Origin of the sequence: Pseudomonas sp. OST1909, assembly GCF_015277575.1 — a bacterium.
GTDB classification, from domain to species: domain Bacteria; phylum Pseudomonadota; class Gammaproteobacteria; order Pseudomonadales; family Pseudomonadaceae; genus Aquipseudomonas; species Aquipseudomonas synxantha_A.
This window is the reverse complement of sequence record NZ_CP063780.1, coordinates 5,123,860-5,144,099: the sequence shown is the minus strand read 5'-3', so window position 1 is coordinate 5,144,099 and position 20,240 is coordinate 5,123,860. Positions and strand designations below refer to the sequence as shown.

General features: G+C 58.5%; 12 protein-coding genes and 2 pseudogenes. 11 read left to right on the top strand and 3 right to left on the bottom strand.

What is annotated here, in order from left to right; all coding sequences use genetic code 11:
• Window positions 1-58 precede the first annotated feature (58 nt).
• Complete coding sequence (locus IH404_RS22390) at window positions 59-421, top strand: hypothetical protein (RefSeq protein ID WP_032803692.1); 363 nt, start codon at window positions 59-61, stop codon at window positions 419-421.
• A gap of 97 nt (window positions 422-518) precedes the next feature.
• On the opposite strand, the pseudogene IH404_RS22385 reads toward IH404_RS22390, so the two are convergent.
• Window positions 519-680, bottom strand: a pseudogene (locus tag IH404_RS22385) (integrase core domain-containing protein); the annotation flags it as partial.
• Here IH404_RS22385 and IH404_RS22380 point away from each other — a divergent pair.
• From IH404_RS22380 to IH404_RS22355, 6 genes and pseudogenes are all read left to right on the top strand, one after another.
• Window positions 670-885 (top strand): annotated as a pseudogene (locus IH404_RS22380) (hypothetical protein); the annotation flags it as partial. The pseudogenes IH404_RS22385 and IH404_RS22380 sit on opposite strands and share 11 nt — an antisense overlap.
• 69 nt (window positions 886-954) lie before the next feature.
• Window positions 955-3,558 (top strand): autotransporter outer membrane beta-barrel domain-containing protein, encoded by a 2,604-nt coding sequence (locus IH404_RS22375; RefSeq protein ID WP_194439060.1) that lies wholly within the window; start codon window positions 955-957, stop codon window positions 3,556-3,558.
• Window positions 3,559-3,846: 288 nt separating this feature from the next.
• Window positions 3,847-4,587 carry a helix-turn-helix transcriptional regulator gene (locus IH404_RS22370; protein WP_194439059.1) on the top strand — a complete coding sequence of 247 codons (741 nt, stop codon included), beginning with the start codon at window positions 3,847-3,849 and terminating at the stop codon, window positions 4,585-4,587.
• A 382-nt stretch (window positions 4,588-4,969) separates the two neighbouring features.
• Window positions 4,970-5,554, top strand: a complete 585-nt coding sequence (locus IH404_RS22365) for a papain-like cysteine protease family protein (RefSeq protein WP_005790869.1) — start codon at window positions 4,970-4,972, stop codon at window positions 5,552-5,554.
• Window positions 5,555-5,567: 13 nt separating this feature from the next.
• Entirely contained in the window at window positions 5,568-6,167 is a 600-nt protein-coding gene (locus tag IH404_RS22360; RefSeq protein WP_005790867.1) for a hypothetical protein, read from the top strand.
• A gap of 92 nt (window positions 6,168-6,259) precedes the next feature.
• Window positions 6,260-7,138, top strand: coding sequence for a PoNe immunity protein domain-containing protein (locus tag IH404_RS22355; protein WP_005790865.1), 879 nt, complete (start codon window positions 6,260-6,262; stop codon window positions 7,136-7,138).
• A 745-nt stretch (window positions 7,139-7,883) separates the two neighbouring features.
• Here the strand turns inward: IH404_RS22355 and IH404_RS22350 are convergent.
• Window positions 7,884-9,272, bottom strand: a complete 1,389-nt coding sequence (locus IH404_RS22350; RefSeq protein WP_005790861.1) for a lipid II-degrading bacteriocin — start codon at window positions 9,270-9,272, stop codon at window positions 7,884-7,886.
• A 1,100-nt stretch (window positions 9,273-10,372) separates the two neighbouring features.
• On the opposite strand from IH404_RS22350, the gene IH404_RS22345 reads away from it, so the two are divergent.
• The 4 genes from IH404_RS22345 to IH404_RS22330 all read left to right on the top strand — a co-directional run bounded on the left by IH404_RS22345 (window position 10,373) and on the right by IH404_RS22330 (window position 15,090).
• The gene (locus IH404_RS22345) at window positions 10,373-11,854 is read left to right on the top strand and encodes a TolC family protein (RefSeq protein ID WP_194439058.1); all 1,482 of its coding nucleotides are present in this window, start codon (window positions 10,373-10,375) and stop codon (window positions 11,852-11,854) included.
• Window positions 11,851-13,002, top strand: a complete 1,152-nt coding sequence (locus IH404_RS22340) for an HlyD family secretion protein (protein WP_194439057.1) — start codon at window positions 11,851-11,853, stop codon at window positions 13,000-13,002. The genes IH404_RS22345 and IH404_RS22340 overlap by 4 nt, the downstream gene beginning before the upstream one ends.
• Window positions 12,995-14,542, top strand: coding sequence for an MDR family MFS transporter (locus tag IH404_RS22335; protein ID WP_194439056.1), 1,548 nt, complete (start codon window positions 12,995-12,997; stop codon window positions 14,540-14,542). The genes IH404_RS22340 and IH404_RS22335 overlap by 8 nt, the downstream gene beginning before the upstream one ends.
• Window positions 14,543-14,628: 86 nt before the next feature.
• Window positions 14,629-15,090: an SRPBCC family protein gene (locus tag IH404_RS22330; protein ID WP_005790854.1), complete on the top strand. Its 462-nt coding sequence runs from the start codon at window positions 14,629-14,631 to the stop codon at window positions 15,088-15,090.
• A gap of 143 nt (window positions 15,091-15,233) precedes the next feature.
• On the opposite strand, the gene IH404_RS22325 is transcribed toward IH404_RS22330, so the two are convergent.
• Entirely contained in the window at window positions 15,234-20,189 is a 4,956-nt protein-coding gene (locus IH404_RS22325) for a hemagglutinin repeat-containing protein (protein ID WP_194439055.1), read from the bottom strand.
• Window positions 20,190-20,240: the final 51 nt, after the last annotated feature.

Below are 20,240 nucleotides of genomic sequence, written 5' to 3'. Positions count from 1 at the left end.
TAGAAAAAGTATGGGTGCCAGATCCTAGCAATTCAAGAAAAGGTGCCTGGGTGCCGAAATGAATGACGTCATTAAAGAGTTTGATGAACTTTGCGATATAGCTATAGCCGCTTTTGGTGAAGAGCTAGACATTTCCTACGAGATGTCTTTGTTAAATATTTTGGAGTTTGTAAAAAAACATCCTGGCTATAAAGAAGATTTTATAGATAGATTTAAATTGATCTTAATGTCTGGAAACTCGCCATTTGAAGTTGTGGCATTTTGTATGCGTGAGCTTCAGTGGCCCGAAATTAAAGAATTTGTAATTTCAAAGATGAATCCTTCCGAGGACCCTCGTAGCGAGGCCCTGCGAAGCACGTTAACGGCATATGACGAACTTTGGCCTGATGCGGATCTTTACCGTTACTATGGAGTGAATTAATTGGTGCAAAAGGAATAGCGCAAGCTTCACGGGAAGTGGAAGTCAGTTCTGGTGGTAAAGGTGCATTGTCTAGACCTGAAATAGGATTACACCTATTTCACCCTGGCGCCCGGTGCACCGCGTCGGGCGTTTTGTATTTCAAAGACAGGTGCGGACGCTCGCGGTTGTAGATCTACACTGACTTACTCACCATCTTCTTCGCCTGCATCAAATCCTGTTGTCGCTGGAGCAAAAGCTCTGTCTTCAATATCCCTTCTACCGCGAAGAATACCTTCACCCTGGAGACTGTATTCAAGGACAAGGACGGTAAAGAACTGGGCCGTGTGCGCAAGAGTGAGTCGCTGCGTACCTGGATGCAATTGTTGTTGATCGTTGCCGTACCTTTCCGCCAGGACACCCACGAGGTGGTGCAAGCTCTGACCCGCAGCACGTTGGATGAGGCGGTGCAGCGGCGCTTGTTGTAGTCGTTCGTTTTATATCTGTAATCGCCATGGGTTTGTGGCGTTGCTTTCTGTCGTACATGGAGTTTTCAAATGAAGCGAAATCCGTTCAAGCAAAAACTGTTGGCCGTAGTGGTCGGTGCAATCAGCAGCCAGGCATTGGCCGTTGAAGTGGATCTGGGTCAAGGCAAAACCTCATGGAAGGGCGAGACGTTTAACGAGTCTCTGACCTTCACCGGGAGGCTGACTGAAGCAACCAATCAAACGCCCACCCCTGAGTCTGGCACTACTGCGTTGATGGGCGTCAGTGTTTCCAATACCAGTATTCAAGGTTCGCTGATCAATCGTGCTGATATTGTGATGACCTCTGACGGACGTTCCATTCGGGCGTTTGCCGTGGACCCATTCGGTTTTGCAAACGACGGTTCAACCCCCAGTACAATTACGGGTGATCTGATTCAGGCCGGTAACATCACCATGAACAATGGGGGTTATGAAGGTTTTGAAATCGGTGATGCCGTGATCGGCGGCAGCGTCATCAACTCGGGCACGATCAAATCAACCCCCATTGTACCGGGCACCTCTGCTGTCAATGGCACGTTTGGCGGCGAGGGCATGTTCCTGCATAACACCCAAGTGGCAGGCGACGTCGCTAACACGGGCGTGATCGAGATGGTGGGGGATGATGTGGTGGGTCTGGCGGTGGATGGCCCGCAAGCGTACCCGATCAATATCGGCGGAAAAATCATCAACTCCGGTACCATCACTGCAAAGGGCCAGCGCGCCTGGGGCATAGAAGTTGAAACCACCACGAGCCCGCTGCGCATTGAAAACAGTGGCTTGCTGTCTGTGAACGGCGCAGATGCTTCCGGTATTGTTTTTTATGCAGGCACCGTCGACTCGATCCTCAACACCGGCACCCTCGAAGCCAAAGGTACAAACGCCAAAACGATCGATCTCCTGGGCGCCACCTTCACCCAAAACAGCCCCACCGGCTCCCGCGGCATCATCAACCGCGGCACGATCACTGCCGATGGCACGGCGATTTCCGTCGACGCAGCCGAGCAAACTTCCGTCTTCGAAATCAACCAGCAAGCCGGTGAAATCCGCAGCAATTCCGGCATTGCCATCGACGCAGCCAACCGCGCCACCCTGAACTGGACCGGCGGCAAAATCGTCGGTGATGTGCTCAACGTCAACGCGATCAACATCGCCGGCCAGGCTGACTTTTCCGGCAGCCGCATCATCGCGCCGGTGTCGATCAACTCGGGCTCTCTGAACCTGTCGGCCCCTGGCACGGCGCTCACCGGTGACCTCAACGTCGCCAGCGGTGCAGGCATTGATATGCGTCTGGCCAACAGCGTGGTACCAACCACGCCATACCTGACGGTCAACGGTGCGGCGAATTTCGCCCAGGCATCAAAAGTGACCTTGAGCGCCACCCCTGGCGATTTCACTGCCGTGCCGAGCGGCACCGAGTACACCTTGCTGCAAGCCAGCAGTGTGCAGAACAACGGTCTGTCGGTTGCCAGCACTTCGTCGTTGCTGGACGTGCTCAGTTACTCGGCCGATGCACAAACGGTCAAGGCCGTGGTGGGCTTGAAGAGCAATCAGCAGGTGCAAGAGGAGCTGACTAGCGCGGGCGCCACTGACCCTGTCGTGACTGTGGTCAACGAAGCAAAAAATGACGTGCTCGGGCAGTTGGCAACGGATGATCCGGTGTTCCAGGCCCTGGCCAACGCGGGCACGGCGCAGCAGTTGGCGCAGGTGGGCGAGCAACTCAAGCCGGACGTCAACCGTGGTGCGCTGGACGTGGCCGTGTCGGGCCAGACGGTGGTCAATGGCGCGATCCTCAATCGCCTCTCGGGCCAGCGTGATAATCGCGAAGCCGTGGGTGTGTGGTTGCAAGGCTTGAGCAGCAACATGGATCAGGATGGCCGTAGCGGCGACAACGGTTATTCGGCCAACAGCAGCGGTATGGCGGTGGGTGTGGATGGTCGGTTGAACGACAGCACCACGGTGGGTGTGGCTTACAGCTACCTCAATTCCAACATCCATTCGGACCTGGGTACCAAGACCGACGTGCAGGGCCATGCGCTGTCGTTGTACGGCAACTGGTCGCTGCAGAACTGGTTTGTCGACGGCAGCCTGAGCTACGGCCATAACGACAATGACAGCAAGCGTCGTGTGGCGGGTACTACCGCCAAGGGCAGCTACGACAGCAATGTGTTGTCGGCCAGCGTATTGGGCGGCTACAGCTTCAAGCTGTCGGATGCTGCCGTGATAGAGCCGCGAGTGGCGGCACGTTATTCCAACGTGCGCATGGACAGCTTCACCGAGAAGGGCTCTTCGGCGGCACTGAGCACCGGCTCGCAACGCTATGAAGTGGGCGAGTTGGGCGCGGGTGTGCGCTTGGCCGGCAACTTCCCGTTGGCCACCGGCAGCCTGCAACCGGAAGCGACCTTGATGGCTTATCACGACCTGATGGGCGACCGCGTGGCGCAAACCTCCAGTTTTGTGCTGGGCGGTTCGGCGTTTACCGTCACGGGCGCTTCGGTCGCACGTGACAGTTACGAGGCCAGCCTGGGCCTGAATTATCAGGTGTCGGCGCTGACGGTGGGCGCCAACTATACCCGCCAGGCGCGTAGCGGGTTTGATGCTGATGGGGTGATGGTCAAGGCGCGTTACGCGTTTTAGGGTTCAACCCGAACAGGGGCTCTTTGCGAGCCCCTGTTATCCCCAAAAGCAATAATCTTTTTTTCTTGAAATTTGCTCGCCGATATTTTGGTTTTTTTAATTTTTACTCGACGTTTTTTCACAGTCCCCACCCTAATACGCAATTTCCCGCACCCTTTCTTTGTTTAGTATTGGACCCAGTGGCTACTGAGCCCCAATGGGTCACTCTGTTCAAAAAAAGGAGAAGCGACATGATGCCCAAGGATCCTTCCAACAGTGGCCGGCCTGACCTGCTCGCGGCTTGCTGAAATGAACGTGCATACCCCATTGGCGGCCCTCGCCGGTAACTATCTTCACGGCGACATTGTGGCTGCTCACCGACATGACGAGGGTCAGTTGGTCTATGCCATCAACGGTGTGATGCTGGTGTCGGTGCAGCAGACAACCTGGGTGCTGCCTTCCGGGCACGCGCTGTGGGTGCCCCCGGCGATGGAGCATCAGATCCGCATGACCGGCGAGGTGCGTATGCGCACTTTGTTGATCTCGCCGGGGGCGCATCGCGGCTTGACGCATGAGTGTCAGGTCATAAGGGTTTCGCCGTTGTTGCGCGAGCTGATTGTTGCCGCGGGCGATGAGCCTGACAATGAGCCGGCGTTGCTGCGCCATCTACAGATTGTCGATCTGATTTTCTCCGAGCTCGACCGGGCGCAGCGGGTGCTGGCGCATGTGCCGATTCCGGATGAGCCGCGGCTCAAGGCGCTATGTGCCGACTTTATCCACAACCCTTCCCAGGAATCGAAACTGGAGAATTGGGCGGCGCAACTCAATATGAGTTCACGCACCCTGGCTCGGTTGTTCCAGAAAGAACTGGGCATGAGTTATGGCGAATGGCGCAAGCGCACGCGCTTGTTGCTCAGCATGCAGCGGCTGGCCAGTGGCGTGTCGATCCTGGAAGTGGCGTTGGAGCATGGCTATCAAAGCCCGAGTGCGTTTACTGCAATGTTCAAACGCACCATGGGTTACACCCCGAGTAACTGTCGATTGGTGTGATTTGATTTGGCGATAGGCTTCCCTGTCAGCCTCGGTCCAAATGTGGGAGGGGGGCTTGCCCCGATGGCGGTGCGTCAGTTACAGATTTGCTGACTGATACTCCCTCATCGGGGCATAGGTATCTACACAACTTCGGTACGACGCTAAACCTGTGGCGAGGGATTTTTGAGGTTCACTCCGCCAGACAAACCACAGGCATTTGTCAAAAAAATGCACCAGTGCATTAATGAGTTTGCGTATATGCATATGTGCGTCTAGGGTTACCTCGAGCCAGATCGCAACGCCCCCATCAAATATGGGCCACCTTGAACGTCGAAAGCTCAGCAACACCGCTACGCGCTTACCAGCAGGACGCTGGTTTTCATTCATGGAGGATTGAAAAATGTTATCCACTGAAACAACCCGACTCACCGGCGACACACCGCCCAATTGCCTGGTCGGCCATCTGCTCGATCCGCAACTGGTCGAAGTCAAAGCGGCTGCACAGCCCCAAGCAATGGCTGCCGCCAGTCTCAATTTCAGCATGCAGAGACAAACCCAGAGCAATTGGTGCTGGGCGGCGCTCTCTGCCTCGGTCGGCAACTACTATGGCACCGGGTCCTGGACCCAGTGCGGTGTAGCCAGCAGCGAGCTTGACCGCAACTGCTGCAACCAACCTGGACCGTGCAACGTCTACGGCTATCTGGATTCCGCCTTACGAACCACGCGCAGCTATAACGGCATGAATCAAGGCTCGTTGCAGATGTCGGCCATCCAGAACCAGATTAACAGGGGCCGCCCCATCGGTTTGCGTTGTGCCTGGTACGGTGGCGGTGCGCACTTTTTGGTGATCTATGGGACCAACGGCAACTACTTGTTGATCGCAGATTCGATCTACGGTTACTCGACCCGTGCGTTGAACGCGTTCCCCGGTTCGTACAACGGCGGCGGCAATTGGACCAACACTTACTTCACCGTAAAAAACTGAGGAGGGCTGCATCATGCAACTGATTTATCCAAAGGCGCCCTCAAACGGCGTACAGACACTGCGTCCGGCGTTGCAAGCCGCGCTGCAAACCCAGGGCCTGGGGCGCAATCACTCATTCGCGGCCGCCGCACCGGGCAACATCAGGCTGAGCGAAGCCTATCGTGGCTACTCGCTCACCCTCGAGGATTTGACTCACGGTAAAGGTCTGAAAGACGCTGAGGTCGGCGATTGGCATTACTTGGTGTTTGCCGATGGCGTGACGATTGCGGATGCGCAATTGGCCGACGTAGGCGGGCATGTCGAGTTCGCCTCGCTCAACCACGGGCCCCTGGCCGCGGCGACGGTGGATGCGCTGAAAATGGCGGAACAGTCCCCGCAATTGCAAGGTAAAACCGTTGAGCTGCGAGTGCTGTTCATCTCGGCATTGCACGTTGTGGCAATCTGGCTGCACGCAGACAGCGAAGATGTGCTGATCCCGATTGAGCCGACCCCCAAGGAACTGGCGGTCACTCAGTTGTACAGTGAGGCGGCGCTGCTCATGCTGCTCAAACCGGCGGCTGATCAGGCCCGCAAGCGCTTCGAGGCGGACACCAGTGGACTGTTGGGCAGTTGATCAACTCTTAGGTAATCACCGGACACTGTCCGGGTTTGCCTTGTAAATAAAGGCGCCGCCTGTAAAAAGGCGGCGTTGAATGGAGTTTTTCCATGATTCGTGCACCTTGGGGAAGTAAGCAGTATTGGGATGATCGTGAGGCAAAAGATCTGCAATGGATTGAGCGTGCCGGCAAGATTCTGTCGGAGCCTTCGGCTAATCCCGTATATAGAGCGCAATTTACGTTTGACTTTGCCAAAGATAATTTGCGCGCGGCTATACGGGGCTACTCGAGTGGTGGAAATATTACGACGATTGCAACATTCTTCCCCGGCGTTCTGGATGCATGGGAAATTTCCAACCGAGAGTCCGACAAAATATGCGCTGAAAATGATCTTAAGACTTGCCGAGACTGGACCTTCGAACTGACCGATTTAAACCATTACATCTATTGTTTCTGGCTGGTGGGGCTAGCGCTTGCTCTGGAAATTCCCGATGAGCAGTGGCTTCGATTGGTTGCGTTAATAGGTGATGGGGGGCAGGACATTCTGCTGGATCGGATCATTGCGTACCGCCAACCAGAGCGGGAAATTGGGGAGAAGCTGCTACACGCCAAGCCATATGCGAGACTGCTCAAGGCAATTGATGCGCAACAGGCGCAGCAAGCAACTCTACTGCTGGCGTTCGTGGAGCATTGGTATCCAGAGCTGAACAGGCGCGGTAAACAGCAACCGTGGTGGTACATTTATGGTGATCCGGTAATGCACCCACTTGAGATGGGAAGCTACTTCGGCCGCTGGTGTTTTGAGGCGGTCGCCGCCGTGAAAGTATTTGGGCTTGAGGACAGCGATTGCATTGGGCATGAGCACTATCCGGGTGATTTGCTACATCCCAATGAGAAAGTGATACCAACACCTGATTCAAGTGCCGAGTCTGGGTGGTGGGGGCGGTTGCTGGGGCTGAAAAGCCGTAAAGACAGCAAAGGGCACTAGTATTGGTGTGGCAGTGGGAGAAGGGGATATGGTCTCCAATCCGAAATAGGCTTACACCTGTTTCGGGACTAAATATCCTTTTATCCGTCATCTTGCTATATGGCGTGAAGCTAGTGCTGTTTATTCTTTTTTATTAAAAGTCTCGGTATGTATAATAAGGAGAAGTATGAAATCAAGGTAATAAAGTAAATAATAAATAGCACGCCCGAAGAGAATATTGCATATGTGAATATGTGTGTGCCAAACAATCGCCATTTCAAGTTGTGAGTCGCCAGATCATGCGGGTAAAAATAGCTCACGGATATGATCATATAGATAAAGCTCGATAAAACTATCAGGCCGAACAGATATTTGCTGATGGTCATGTTTGCATATTGATCGGCATCGATGATCATCCCCTTGCGGACCTTCAAGAAAAAGATCACCGCAAATATCGGTCCGAACAAGCCAATGTAGTTTGTTATGACTGTGGAGCTGAAAGGGAAGTTAGACGACCAAAACCCTACCACGCCGAGCAGGTAGGTGTTTATGAAGCTTTCAATATTTGTATAGGGCGCGGATGTGGCCTTTGCAGGAAATAAAAAAGCTATGAAAAATATAGGTGCCATGGTCATTGCAATGAATAAATAGGGCAGAGGTATGCACTGTTTGATTGACTTGTTCATTGCTCGGAAATCCTGTTGTACGATTTTTAATCCTAACACGCTGGGCCCGGACAAGACTCGGCTCGCCCGGACCCTTTGTTTTAGTTAAGAATCAGGTTGTTGATCTCATCGACTTTGGCTGCATCAAAATAGGCAGCGGTGGCTGCCATCATCAAGGCCACCACGACGACTCCAGCGGCAGCCGACGCAAAAACAGGAAAGAAGAACGCCATGCTGGTGGCGAGCAAAATTCCAGCACCTGTGCCGACTGCCATCGCTTCAAGTTCAAGCATCAGAGGCTTCCAGTCGCCGGTTTGAAAACCGGAAACGGTTTTCTCGCGGATGGCTTCTGCTTGTACGACTTTACCGACCACACCGAATGCTTTGCCCAAACGGGTGATGTTATCCGCAAAGCTCGCCTTATCCAGTGCATTCAGCGCATCAACCACTGCTTGGGTGTCCAACGCATTCAGTTTCATAGCGGGGTTAGCGCTGATTTTCTCAAAGGTCGCCATTGCTTCCGCATAACTTCTGACTTTCTTGCCAGCGATCTCAGCCTGCATGTCTTGGGCGACTTTGCTCAAGTTGGCACCATATTTTTGAAGCATTTGTTCGTTGGCGGTCGATACGAAGCTGACAGCGTCTGTATAGGCAGCCTTTTCATCGGGTGTGAGCTCTTTGGTAACGGTAACTGCGGTTTCGCCTTTGATCACGACCTCAAAGGGCATAGCGCCATGAGCGTCAAATACGCTTTGAAGCGTATTTGCAGCCGCTTCGCCGATGGCCGCTTTGAAACCGGCAGGCATCGAATCGTAGGTGTGGTTGGCGGCGGATACAGAGCCGTTAAATTGATAACTACCGTCTTGACCCTTATTGAGGGTGCCTTGCAAGGTCAGGGAAAGATTGTCTATCCACGTTGCAAGCTGCCAGGACGTGGCGTCTGGCGTAAAAGGAATATTGCCAATGGAAATCGGCGACGTTCCAATTGGCGCTGAGGCTAGAACATCATTGAACACAGCGCTTGAGATGCTCGGTGAGTTCAGCCCGAATAGGTTGATTGAGGTTTCGGTTGGAGTACCTTTGCCGTAAAGAAAGTGCCCAACGGCCGCGACCGGAGTCAGGTCACCGCCCGAGAGGCCTGGAGAGGAGGTTACGCCACCTGATTGGAAATATTGCTGGGCGTAATTCAGACCATGGCCAGAAGTCAGGCCCGGATTAAAGTAAAGATAGCTATCTGCAAACGGCACCGATTGCAAATCATGGACGATCCCTGGCGCTGGCCCCCCTGTCATTCCCCAGGTGACCTGTTCGTTGGCGATTTTGATTAGCATCTCGCGCCACAACCCCTGGCGATAATAAGCAAAGCGCTCCAGCATCTGCCCTTGGAACACAACTGCCGGGTTCGGCGCGGGAAACGGCAGGCCTCCAGGATTTGCCGGGTAACCGGGCTCGGTGGCAGTGACGACGATGGGTGGAAGAACGATAGTCATGAGTCGATATCCTTATCGATATATATTTCGGTCAATTGTTGGGAATTACCCCTCTGGCTCGGCCTCGCCGCGCTGCTCGTCGGTAGCGATGAATCGGCATAAGATGAGGCCTACTGATACTGTGTATTCATACAGTGAAGTTTTCAAGGAAAAATATGCATTTGTGCATTTTTTCTGATGTGCGGGTTATTTGCGCACTCAAGACGCGCCGAACGCTCCTGGCGGTCTGCCCTAAAAAGGAGAAACGATATGATGCCCACAACCTCTTCCTGCAATTGCCGACATAGCTCGCTTCCCCCAAGACGAGCAAACCCCGCGATGGCCTGCTACAGCGCCATGCCAGGAGTTGTGTAGAGACCTATGCCCCGATGGCGTTGGGGCAGTTACAGATTTGCTAACTGACACTCCCTTATCGGGGCATAGGTCTCTACGCAACTTTGGCATGGCCCTGAACCTGTGGCGAGGGAGCTTGCTCCCGTGGCGGCCTGACAGCCACCGACTATCTAAATGATGCGACGCGATCCAAATGTGGGAGCTGGCTTGCCTGCGAAGGCGGCCTGACAGCCGACCAGGATGTTGGATCAGACCGAGTACATATCCGTTGCTGCGGTAACGGCCGCTTATGGTTTCGCTCTTACAGCGACTCACTTTTGGAGACGCCCAAAAGTAAGCAAAAGGCCTTCGCCCCACCACTCGGCACCTCGCTCAGGCTCGGTGTGCCCGTAATCCGACAGGGATTTGGGGGGCCGCCGCCACGCGCCATCCATGGCGCGGGGCGGCTAAACCGGCATCCCTGCCGGTTTACCCCCCAAATCCCTGTCGAATTCCGGCCAGCGTGGTTTGACGGGGCGCCTGAGATCAAAAGCAGATCAAGATCAAGAGCGGCTCGCTTCGCATCGTGGTTACTGATGGTTGCTACGTCAGAGTTGTGTAGATACCCATGCTTATCGGGGGCAAGCCCCCTCCCACATTTGGATCGAGTACTGCCAAGCCACCTCGCACCTTGTCCCAATCAAAACGATGGTTGTCCAGAACTCGGGAGATGCGCACCCCGCTGCGCTTTTACCCTGCGTCTCTACTTGGCCTTCTGGATTTACTCGATGGGTTCGCCTTCTTTTTCCCCACGGCATGGCCGTCTCTCGCTGCTCGGCGTGGCGGTGGCGTTGTTGGCGGGTTGTTCATCCTGGGTCGCGCATACGCCGGCACAGCCACATCCCGAACGAATCAATGCCCTGAGCCATCTGCCGCAAGGTGTTTCGGCCCAGGCATTACCCGAGCGCTGGTGGCAGTTGTACAACGATCCACAGCTCGATGGGCTGGTGCAGCAGGCATTGCTGCACAACCGTGACCTGGTAGCGGCCCAGGCCCATGTGCAGGCGATGCTGGCCGGGATCATGCAGGCTGATGCCGAGCGCTGGCCGTCCACCCAAGCGTCATTGGGTGCCGCTTACGGCAAGACCGCCGATGACCAGACCCTGGCCAAGGCCACCGATAGCCATGCACCGTCGGAATGGGCGTTCAACCCAGGCATGGAATTGGCGTATCAAGTGGATGTGTGGGGCCAGGTCCAGCGCACGATCGAACGAGCCCAGGTGCAAGCCGCGGCGGCGCAGGACGCCGAAGACCTGTTGCGCATCACGGTCGTGGCGCAAACCACCCGCGCCTATGTGAATGCTTGTGCCCTCGGTGTTCGTGCCAAGGTCCAGCGTCATTCGTTGGACGTGGTCGGGCGCAGCCTGGCGTTGATTGATCGCCAGCGCCAGGCCGGTGTGGTGACGGACCTTGAATACACGCGTATGCAAGCCTTGCAGGGCGAAACCCAAGCCTTGCTGCCGATGCTGGAGGCGCGTCGACAGGCTGCGCTGTACGAACTGGCAATGCTGACCGGCGTGGCTGATTTGGAGCAAGGCGCTGGCGCTGCGAGCTGTGAGGTGGTTCCACACCTCAATGCCGAACTGCCGGTGGGCGATGGCTGGCAATTATTGGCGCGCCGCCCCGACATCCGTCAGGCCGAGAGAGCGTTGCAGGCGGCCACGCTGCAAGTGGATATCGTCCAGGCCGACCTGTACCCCAAGGTCACCTTCGGCGCTTCAGTGTCTTCCTCAGCCAACAAATTCCATGAGCTGGGCGATAGCAGCGCGGTGATGTTCGGCATTGGCCCGCTGATCACCTGGCAGTTCCCCAATTGGCGCGCCAACCGCGCGCGGGTCAAGCAGGCCCGGGCGCTTGAGCAGGTAGAGGTGGCGCAATTCGAGGCCAGCGTGCTCAAGGCCCTCAAGGAGGTGCGCCAGGCCCTGGCGTTATACGACGGCGAACGCCAGCGCCACGCGGCCTTGAGCCAGGCACTGGACAGCAGCCGCCACGCCTACAGGTTGGCCCAATTCAACTACGACGCCGGGTCTATCGACTTTCTGGATGTGTTGGACAGCGAGCGTGAACTGATCCGCTTGCAGGCCACTCGCGCCGACGCCGACGGCCAGTTGCTGCAACGCCAGATCAGCCTGTTTCGGGCGCTTGGCGGTGGTTGGCAGCCTTCAGCGCCCACCCACGCTCACACCACTTTTTCCGGTACCCAGCCATGAATATCGCCGTTGATGAAAAAAGTGCTGTCCAGGATGAACAGGCGCATACGCGCAAGCAACGTCGCAAAAGGCATCTGCTCTTGCTGGGCGGCGCCGCGCTGTTGATCGCTGCGGTGGTGTTCGGCGTGTACTGGATGACGGTCGGCCGCTACCTGGAACAGACCGATGATGCCTATGTGCGGGCCGACTGGATTCCCATCAGCCCGAAGGTCTCAGGCTATGTGGCCGAGGTGGTGGTGGAGGACGATCAGCCCGTCAAGGCCGGGGACGTGCTGGTGCGCATCGAGGACCGTGACTACCAGGCGCGCTTGGCACAGGCCCGCGCACAACTGGCCGAAACCCAAGCCTCGGTGGCGGCGCAAGAGGCCAACCTGCACGTCACCGACAGCCTGATCGCCCAGCAGAAGGCCGGCGTTGCCCAGGCTGAGGCTCACGCCCGCAGTGTGGCCGCAGAATTGCGCCGCGCAAGCCTCGACCAGCGCCGCTACGAAGGGTTGGTGCGCGACCACGCCGCCAGCGCCCAGCGTCTGGAAACAGCCGCCGCCAGTTACACCCAGGCCAATGCCGCGGTGGAAATTGCCAAGGCCATGCAACGCCAACAGGAAACCCGCTTGACCGTGGCCGTCACCCGACGCCAATTGGCCCAAGCCTCGCTCCAGCAACAGATAGCACGGCGCAGCCAGGCCGAGGCGCAGTTGAACCTGGCGGCTCATGCCTTGGAGGACACCTTGATCCGCTCGCCCATCGACGGCGTGGTAGGGCAGCGCAAAGTGCGCACCCGCCAGTACGTCGCGCCAGGCTTGCCGCTGCTGGCAGTGGTGCCCTTGCAGCAGGCCTACGTGGTGGCCAACTACAAGGAAACCCAATTGCGTGACATGCGCGCCGGCCAACCCGTGGACATCAGCATCGACAGCTATTCAGGACGCAAGCTCAAAGGCCATGTGGTGAGTTTCTCGCCAGCTTCCGGGGCGGTGTTCGCACTGTTGCCGTCGGACAACGCCACCGGCAACTTCACCAAGATCGTGCAGCGCTTTCCAGTGAAGATCGTCATTGATGAGCATGACGAGGGCGGGCCAGTTTTGCCGGGCATGTCGGTGATCACCACGGTGGACACCCGCCCAGATGAGCAGGGCGCTGCACATGACTGAAGCCGCTGAAAAGAACGTCTCCTTTCGCGCCTGGGTGGCGGTAATCGGCGGGCTGTTCGGTTGTTTCATGGCCGGCATGAACGTGCACGTGACCAGCGCCGCGCTGCCGGAGATCGAGGGTTCCCTGGGGGCGACGTTCGAGGAAGGCTCGTGGATCTCCACCGCCTACCTGGTCGCGGAGATCGTGATGATCCCGCTCACCGCGTGGCTGGTGCAGGTGTTCTCCCTGCGCCGGGTGATGCTCGTCGGCTCGTTTGTGTTCCTGGTGGCGTCGATTGCCTGTTCCTGGGCGCCCAACCTTGCGGTGATGATCATCATTCGGGTGATCCAGGGCGCGGCCGGCGCCGTGCTGATCCCGTTGTCATTCCAGTTGATCATCACCGAGCTGCCGCCCGGCAAGATCGCAATGGGCATGGCCCTGTTCGCCCTGTCCAACAGCGTCGCCCAAGCCGCCGGGCCGTCCATTGGCGGCTGGCTGACCGATGCCTATTCCTGGCGCTGGATCTTCTACTTGCAACTGGCTCCCGGCATTCTTTTGCTGCTGGCGGTGGCGTGGTCCATCGATGCCAAACCCATGCAGTTGAGCCTGCTCAAGCGCGGCGACTGGAGCGGCATCATCGCCATGATCGTCGGCCTGGGGGGCTTGCAGATTGTGCTGGAAGAGGGCGGGCGCAAGGATTGGTTCGGCTCCGATTTCATCGTGTGGATGTCGCTGGCCGCAGGCGTTGCCCTGGTGTATTTCGTACTGTCGCAGCTGTATGGCACCCGCGCTTTTATCAACCTGCGCCTGCTCAAAAGCTACAACTTCGGAGTGGCCAGCGCGGCGATGTTCATCTTCGGCGGGGCCACGTTCGGCCTGGTATTCCTGGTGCCCAATTACCTCTCCCAGTTGCAGGGTTACAACGCTCGGGAGATTGGTATCAGCCTGATCGCCTACGGCATGGTGCAACTGGTACTGGCGCCGTTTATGCCGCGCCTGATGAAGTGGCTCAATCCGAAACTGATGGTCGCCAGTGGCTTTTTCATCATGGCGCTGGGGTGTTATCTGGGGGCGCATCTGGATGTGGATAGCGCCGCTAACGTGATCATTCCTTCCACGGTGGTGCGCGGTATCGGACAGCCGCTGATCATGGTGGCGCTGTCGGTACTGGCGGTGTCCGGGCTGGCCAAAGACGAAGCCGGCTCTGCCTCGGCGTTGTTCTCCATGCTGCGTAACCTTGGCGGTGCCGTGGGTACGGCGGGCCTGACGCAGATCGTCGCCCTGCGCGAACGCTTTCACTCCGAGCGGGTAGGGGAGTCGATCACACTGTTTTCCCCGTCCTTGCAGGAACGCCTGCGCGCCAGCATGGCTGACAGCGAGGGCTTTATCTTCAACCAACTGTTGCCCGCTCAACAGCAGGTTATCGAGGGCTTGATCCACATCGTGCGTCGCGAGGCGTACCTGATGGCCTATAGCGATGCGTTCTATGTGTCCTGTATCGCGTTGATCTTGTGTGGTGTCGCGGCCTTGGCATTACGGCAGTCAGCCAAGAACGCTTAACCACGCCAAGGAGGTGTTGAACTTGTACAGCCCACTGCGTTTGGTTGGAGCCCACTATCCGCCCCCCGGAAAAGAGGAGCTCTCTCATGCAACAACCCGATACCCTGGTCCGTAACCCGCTCGGCAATCCTGTAGTCGCCCGCGTCACCGTGAATGGCGATGCGCGCAGCGTGTGGAGTATCGTCGGAGATTTTGCGGGGTTCGCGAAATTCATTCCGGCGTTGTCCCATATCGAAATGACGGGCGAGGGCGTGCGTTCGGTCCGCAAGAAACTGTTCAAGGACGGCAACGTGGTGATTGAGCAACTCAACACCCGTGACGACCAAGCCATGACGATGACCTGGTCACTGATTTACACCTCACTGAATATCGGCAACCTGTGGGCGCTGATGGAAGTGGCGCCGCAAGGCCCGAACCAGAGCCTGGTGACCTGGACCATCATTGGCCAGCCCTGCACTGGCGGCAAGGAGGATATGCCGGCGTTCGAAGCGTTCCTGCAAGGCTTTGCCGATGATGCGATGAAGAACCTGCAGGCGCTGTTCAACTGACATAGAACGAGCAGGCAGTGGCTGATTCCGTGGCGAGGGAGCTTGCTCCCGTTGGGGCGCGAAGCGGCCCTGAGAATAGGACTGCTGCGCAGTCCAGCGGGAGCAAGCTCCCTCGCCACAGAAGCATTCTGCTGTTTTAAGCGTTAGTTGACGGCCTGATCAATCCCCGCCTGCAAGGCCTGGCTCTCTCGATGGCCACCGGCGCGCAGAAGGCCCAGGTTCAAGGCTTGATCCTTGCGCGTGGCGTCGTCCTGTTTCTGGGTCAGTTCGTCCTTGGCCCCGAGTGCGAGGTTGACCGGTGATTTGGAGACATTCAGCCCGACATCGGCGCGGTAGTCGCTGCCTGCCAGTGTGGTTGCGGTGACCCTGGAACCGCCCAGCTCGACCTTGCCATGCTCGGCACTGATCCGCGCACCCGTGAGGCGCGTATCACCACCGACCTGCAGACTGACGCCCTGGCTGCCGCGAATGCCTGACGCCTGAGCGACGCTGTCCTTGATCACATGGCTGACGTCCAGGTTCAGGGTCGGGGTGTAGTTGGTGTTGCCACTCTTGTCACCGAACAACACGCTTTCAGCCGTATCGGCCACCTTGCTGCCGGTGGTGTTCTTGCCGCTGACAACGTAGCTGTCGCTGGTTTTTGGCCAGACCTTGTCCTTGAAGCCCGACAGGCGCGTGCCCAGCGCATCCGTCTTGTCTGCCAGGTAAGCCTTGGCCTTGTCCACGCGGGTGCTGAAGGCGCCGCGGGGCTCGGGGTTCACGTCGTAACTGGCGCTGCGGGTGAGTTTTTCTTCGAGGCGTTCCTTGGCGTTGACCACGCTGTCGAGCACTTTGTCCTTGGCCGCAGCCAGGTGCCCGGTGCCCTTGTCGACCACGTTCTCCAATTTGTCGCGATGCTTGTCGAACGCGCCTTCGGCCTTGGCTTTTACGGTGTCCTTGAGCGGGCCGCTGGCTTTGGCGAGTTTATCGACCACGCCAGGCTGGTTTTTCTCGACATCCAGTTTGGCATCGACATGAACCTGGGTGCTGGTGACCTGGTCCTTGCGGCTTTCGACAACGAGGTCGCCACCCACCTTGCCGCTCACCTGCTCGGCGTCGATGCGTGCGCCCGCCAGACGGGTATCGCCGGCACTGTTGATGACCACGGTATCGGCCTTGATCAGGCTGTCGTGCTGGGTGGTGCCTTGCACGTGATCCACATCGACCTTGGCCCGCGCATTGATGCCGCGTTGGGTCTTGGGTGTCTCGTGTTCACCGGCGTCGGCCAAGGTGGTCTTGCCCACGCTGGCGCCCGCGCCCAGGGTCACGCCCCAGCTGTCATGAGCCTGGGTCGACTGTGCCGACTCCTGCAGGACGCCGCCGTTTTGTGCGTCGAGGTTGACGCTGGCCGCGCTGACCTGAGTACCCAGCAAGTGAATGGCATCGGCTGCATCGGCACCGCTGGCGAGGCTGACCTTGCCGGTGCTGTGCAGTTGCCCGACGACTACGGCCTGGTCATCTTCGGCCACCTTGCCGATGTTGAAATTGGCGCTGAGGTTGCCGGTCTTGCTGCTGCTTTCGGCGCTGCTGGTTTTGCCGGCGCCAAGGGTCAGGCCGCCGCCCAGGTTGCTGCCGTTGCTGACGTGGCGGTGGGTGGCGGCTTGCAGGTCCAGCTTGCCGCCGGCATTGAGGCTGATATCGCCGGTCTTGGCGGTGTCGGTACCGATCTGCGTGCCTTGCAGGGTCATGTCGCCGCCGCTACCGAGTTGGATCGGCCCGCTGCCCTGGAGCGTCGCGACGCGGGCCTGGCTGTCCTGGGTGTCGAGGCGCTGGTTATCCAATTGCACACCGGCACCGAGGTTGATGTTGGTGCCATTGGCGCCGGGCGCTGTGCCCACGGTCAATGACGCGTTACCGCGCAACGTGCTGCTGGTGTTGCTCTGGGTGTCGTTGGCCTGGTTGAGCGCCAACTCACCGCCGGTCTTGAGGTTGACGCTTGCCTGGCCGCCGTTGAACTGGCTGCCTTCATAACTCGCATCGCCCTTGGTCTGGAGGCTCACGCCCTGGGTGCCCGCGTAGCTGCCGACCACCGCCGTGCTGCTGGCTTGGCTTACATCACGGCTGCCGCCGCTGCCGCTGCCACGTACATTCACGTCCTCGCCGGTGGTGGTGTAGACCCGCACGCCGACCTTGGCGTCCACGCCTTGCTCGCTGCTGCTGTGGGTATTGGCTGCCGCCTTGGCGATATGCTCGCCGGCATTGATGGTCAGCCCGCCCTCGGTGGCGCGGTATTGCGTGCCCTCATCCTGCAACTTGCCGACGCTATCGACCTGCACCGTGGCGCCACTGAATTGGCTGACCACGGCGGTGCTGTCCTGTTGTGTGCGGGTGCTGTGGGTATGCCCGACTTCCACATCCAGCCCGACATTGGGTTGTTCGAATGCGTCCAGCAAACCCGGCTGATGGAACTTGGCCTGGGCCACGCCTTCAACAGCTTTTTCGATCGGGCGGGTAATGCCTTTGTATTCCACATTGGCGCCGACATCGGCGGTCCAGCCGTTTTGCTTGTGGGTACTGGTCTCGGTGGAATGGGCGGCCAGGTTGTCGATCTGGCCCGCGTTGACGCGCAGCTCGGTGCCGGCCTTGGCCTGTGCACCCTCGCTGGTGAAGGTGTTGCCAGCATTGATGGTCAGCTTGCCGGTCGCGGCCACGGTGCTGGTTTGCGCGGTGGTTTTTTCAGCGGTGTCGTGGCTGCTCTGGTGGCTGAACTGAGCACCATTGCCTGCCCGATCAATGCCGCCGGTGTAGTAGAAACTGCCGCCGGTGGTGGTCTTGTCTACGGCTTCGGTGCGCTGGTCGTGGGCGGCCAACAGCTCGACGTTTTTGCCGCTCAGGCTCGCATCGCCATCGGTGGCCTGGAGGTTGGAGCCGCTGATGCTGACGTCACCACCGGCGTTAATCGCCACACTGGCGCCGTTGATGCTTGAAGCCTGCTGCCCGGTGGTGTCGGTCTGGCGGGTTTGCTGCTGGTCTTCATAGCTCAGGCCCGCACGGTACTGGCGGCTGACACCTTCAGTTTCCTTGGCGTAGCCATCGAAGCCGCGGGTATGGGTGCTGGTGGTGTCGTGGGCGGTGTTCTGCTCCGCAACGACCTTGATATCGCCCTTGGCATTCGCTTGCAGTTCACCCGCGGCGGACACCTGGGAGCCACTCACCGTGATGTCCTTGGCGCTTTGCAGCTTGAGGTTGCTGTCCGAGCGCAGGTTACTGGCAACCACGGTGCTGTCCTTGAGGTTCTTGCGGCTTTCATCCTTGGAGATGCCGAAGAACTTGCTGTCGTTGCTGTAGCGGTTGTCGTGGGAGGTGTCTTGTACGCCGTCGATCACCAGCGAGCCTTTGTCGCTGATGACACTGGCCTGCTTGCCGCCTCGGGCCTGGCTGCCGCTGATGCGCACGTCGTCGGCCTGGACGATCAGCTTGCCGTCGGCATTCACCTTGCTGGCGGTGTTCAAGGTCTTGCCCTGGTTGCCGTCGCCGTTCTTGCCGAAGAAGCTGCCGCCGGTGAGGTCGCCTGCGTAGGTGTTGTCGCTGCTGCTTTGGGTGCGGCTGGCGCTGGTGATGTCCACTTGGCGGCCTGCCAATTGGATGTCCCCTGGGGTTTTCAGCTCGGCGCCCTGCAATTGCAGTTTCTGTTTACTGGTCAGCTCCAGCGTGTGGCCGGCCTTGAGGCTGCTGGTGATGCTGCGCTGTTCGCTGCTGGATTTGTCCCAGTTGGCTTTCCACAGGTGCTTGCGGTGGTTGCCCTGGTCGCGGGTCTCATGGGTTTCGGTAGCGGCGGTCACCTGCAGGTCGGCGCCGCTGTTGACGCGCAAGGCGTGGCCCGCTTCGACGTGGCTGGCTTTGATGTCGGCCTTGGCGCCGGAAGACAATGCCGCGTCCTGTTGGGCGACGAGCGTGTTGCCGTGCTGGCGGGAATCCTTGTCGGTGGTGGTGCGGTCGTAGGTTTCGTAGGTGAACAGGAAGTTGCTGTTGTCCCACTGTTCACGTTTTTCCTGAAGCTTGCGGCTTTCCAGGCTGCTGAGGGTCAGGTTGCGCCCGGCATCCAGCTTGACGTTGCGCCCGCCTACGTCAGTGGCGGCCAGGTTCAAGTCCTTGGCGCTGCGCAAGTCGACGTCGCCCTGGCGGCTCTGCACCCCGGCGCGGGTGGCGTCGAGGCTGTTGGCGTGGACTTGGCCGCTGATATCGAGGTCGCCGGCCGAGCTGATCTTTACACCGTCAGTGCCTTGCACCTGCACACCACCCACACGTACCCCGGCCCCCTCAGCGGTGCTGATGATATTGATGCGCCCGGCCTGCATCGCGCCGAACAGGCGTGCGTCGATGCGTTGCTCCTGGGTCTTGCCGGCCGGGTCGACCTGGCGTACTTCGCCGCTGGCGAAATCCACCTGGTTGCGACCGACTGTGAGGTTCAATTGATCACGGGCACTGAGGCGACCCTCGCTGTCGATGCGTGGCGCGATCAGCTTGATGGAGCCCTCGCGGTTGTGCAGGCCCTGGCCCTGGATCGTCAGTTGGCCGTTGGCATCGCGGGTGCTCAAGGCTTGCAGCTTGCCGTCGTTGAGTTCCGGGCGGCCCACCACCAGGTTGGCATTCGGGGTGTTGATGAAGCTGCCGCCATTGACCGAAATGCCGTTGGGGTTGGCCAGCACATAATCGGCGGCCTGGCCGAAAATCTCCTGGGCGCCGTTGAGGGCCGAGGCATTGTGGCTGATCACTTCGTTGAGGATCACGCTCGCCGCCTGGCCCTGAAACTGCGGGTTGGCCGCCAGTTGCCCGGCCAGTTGGGATTGGCCGGCCTGCAAGGCGTTGTTCAACACCAGGCCCTGGCGGTCGACGTTGTAGTCCAGAAACTGGTTATGGGACAGGCCGCCGGCATTCGGCGCGACAATGTTGACGATGGGTACACCGCCCTGGTCTTGCAGTTGCGGCGTGCCGCCTGGGCCTGTGACGACGGTCACGCCGCCAGCCAGTACCAACTGTGGCAGCAGAAACAGGCTGGCAATGGCCCAGCGCAGTTTGCCCTGGGGTGAAAGGTGAAAGCTGTGTGAAGTAGTCGGCATAAATAATTTCGCTCTGTGTTGGCTGATCCGCGACGTGCGTTGTTCGTTGCA

Excerpts from the sequence above, each read along its gene's own strand:
- IH404_RS22390 (WP_032803692.1), top strand. The coding sequence starts at position 59 with ATGAATGACGTCATTAAAGAGTTTGATGAACTTTGCGATATAGCTATA.
- IH404_RS22375 (WP_194439060.1), top strand. The coding sequence starts at position 955 with ATGAAGCGAAATCCGTTCAAGCAAAAACTGTTGGCCGTAGTGGTCGGT.
- IH404_RS22370 (WP_194439059.1), top strand. The coding sequence starts at position 3,847 with ATGAACGTGCATACCCCATTGGCGGCCCTCGCCGGTAACTATCTTCAC.
- IH404_RS22365 (WP_005790869.1), top strand. The coding sequence starts at position 4,970 with ATGTTATCCACTGAAACAACCCGACTCACCGGCGACACACCGCCCAAT.
- IH404_RS22360 (WP_005790867.1), top strand. The coding sequence starts at position 5,568 with ATGCAACTGATTTATCCAAAGGCGCCCTCAAACGGCGTACAGACACTG.
- IH404_RS22355 (WP_005790865.1), top strand. The coding sequence starts at position 6,260 with ATGATTCGTGCACCTTGGGGAAGTAAGCAGTATTGGGATGATCGTGAG.
- IH404_RS22350 (WP_005790861.1), bottom strand. The coding sequence starts at position 9,272 with ATGACTATCGTTCTTCCACCCATCGTCGTCACTGCCACCGAGCCCGGT.
- IH404_RS22345 (WP_194439058.1), top strand. The coding sequence starts at position 10,373 with ATGGGTTCGCCTTCTTTTTCCCCACGGCATGGCCGTCTCTCGCTGCTC.
- IH404_RS22340 (WP_194439057.1), top strand. The coding sequence starts at position 11,851 with ATGAATATCGCCGTTGATGAAAAAAGTGCTGTCCAGGATGAACAGGCG.
- IH404_RS22335 (WP_194439056.1), top strand. The coding sequence starts at position 12,995 with ATGACTGAAGCCGCTGAAAAGAACGTCTCCTTTCGCGCCTGGGTGGCG.
- IH404_RS22330 (WP_005790854.1), top strand. The coding sequence starts at position 14,629 with ATGCAACAACCCGATACCCTGGTCCGTAACCCGCTCGGCAATCCTGTA.
- IH404_RS22325 (WP_194439055.1), bottom strand. The coding sequence starts at position 20,189 with ATGCCGACTACTTCACACAGCTTTCACCTTTCACCCCAGGGCAAACTG.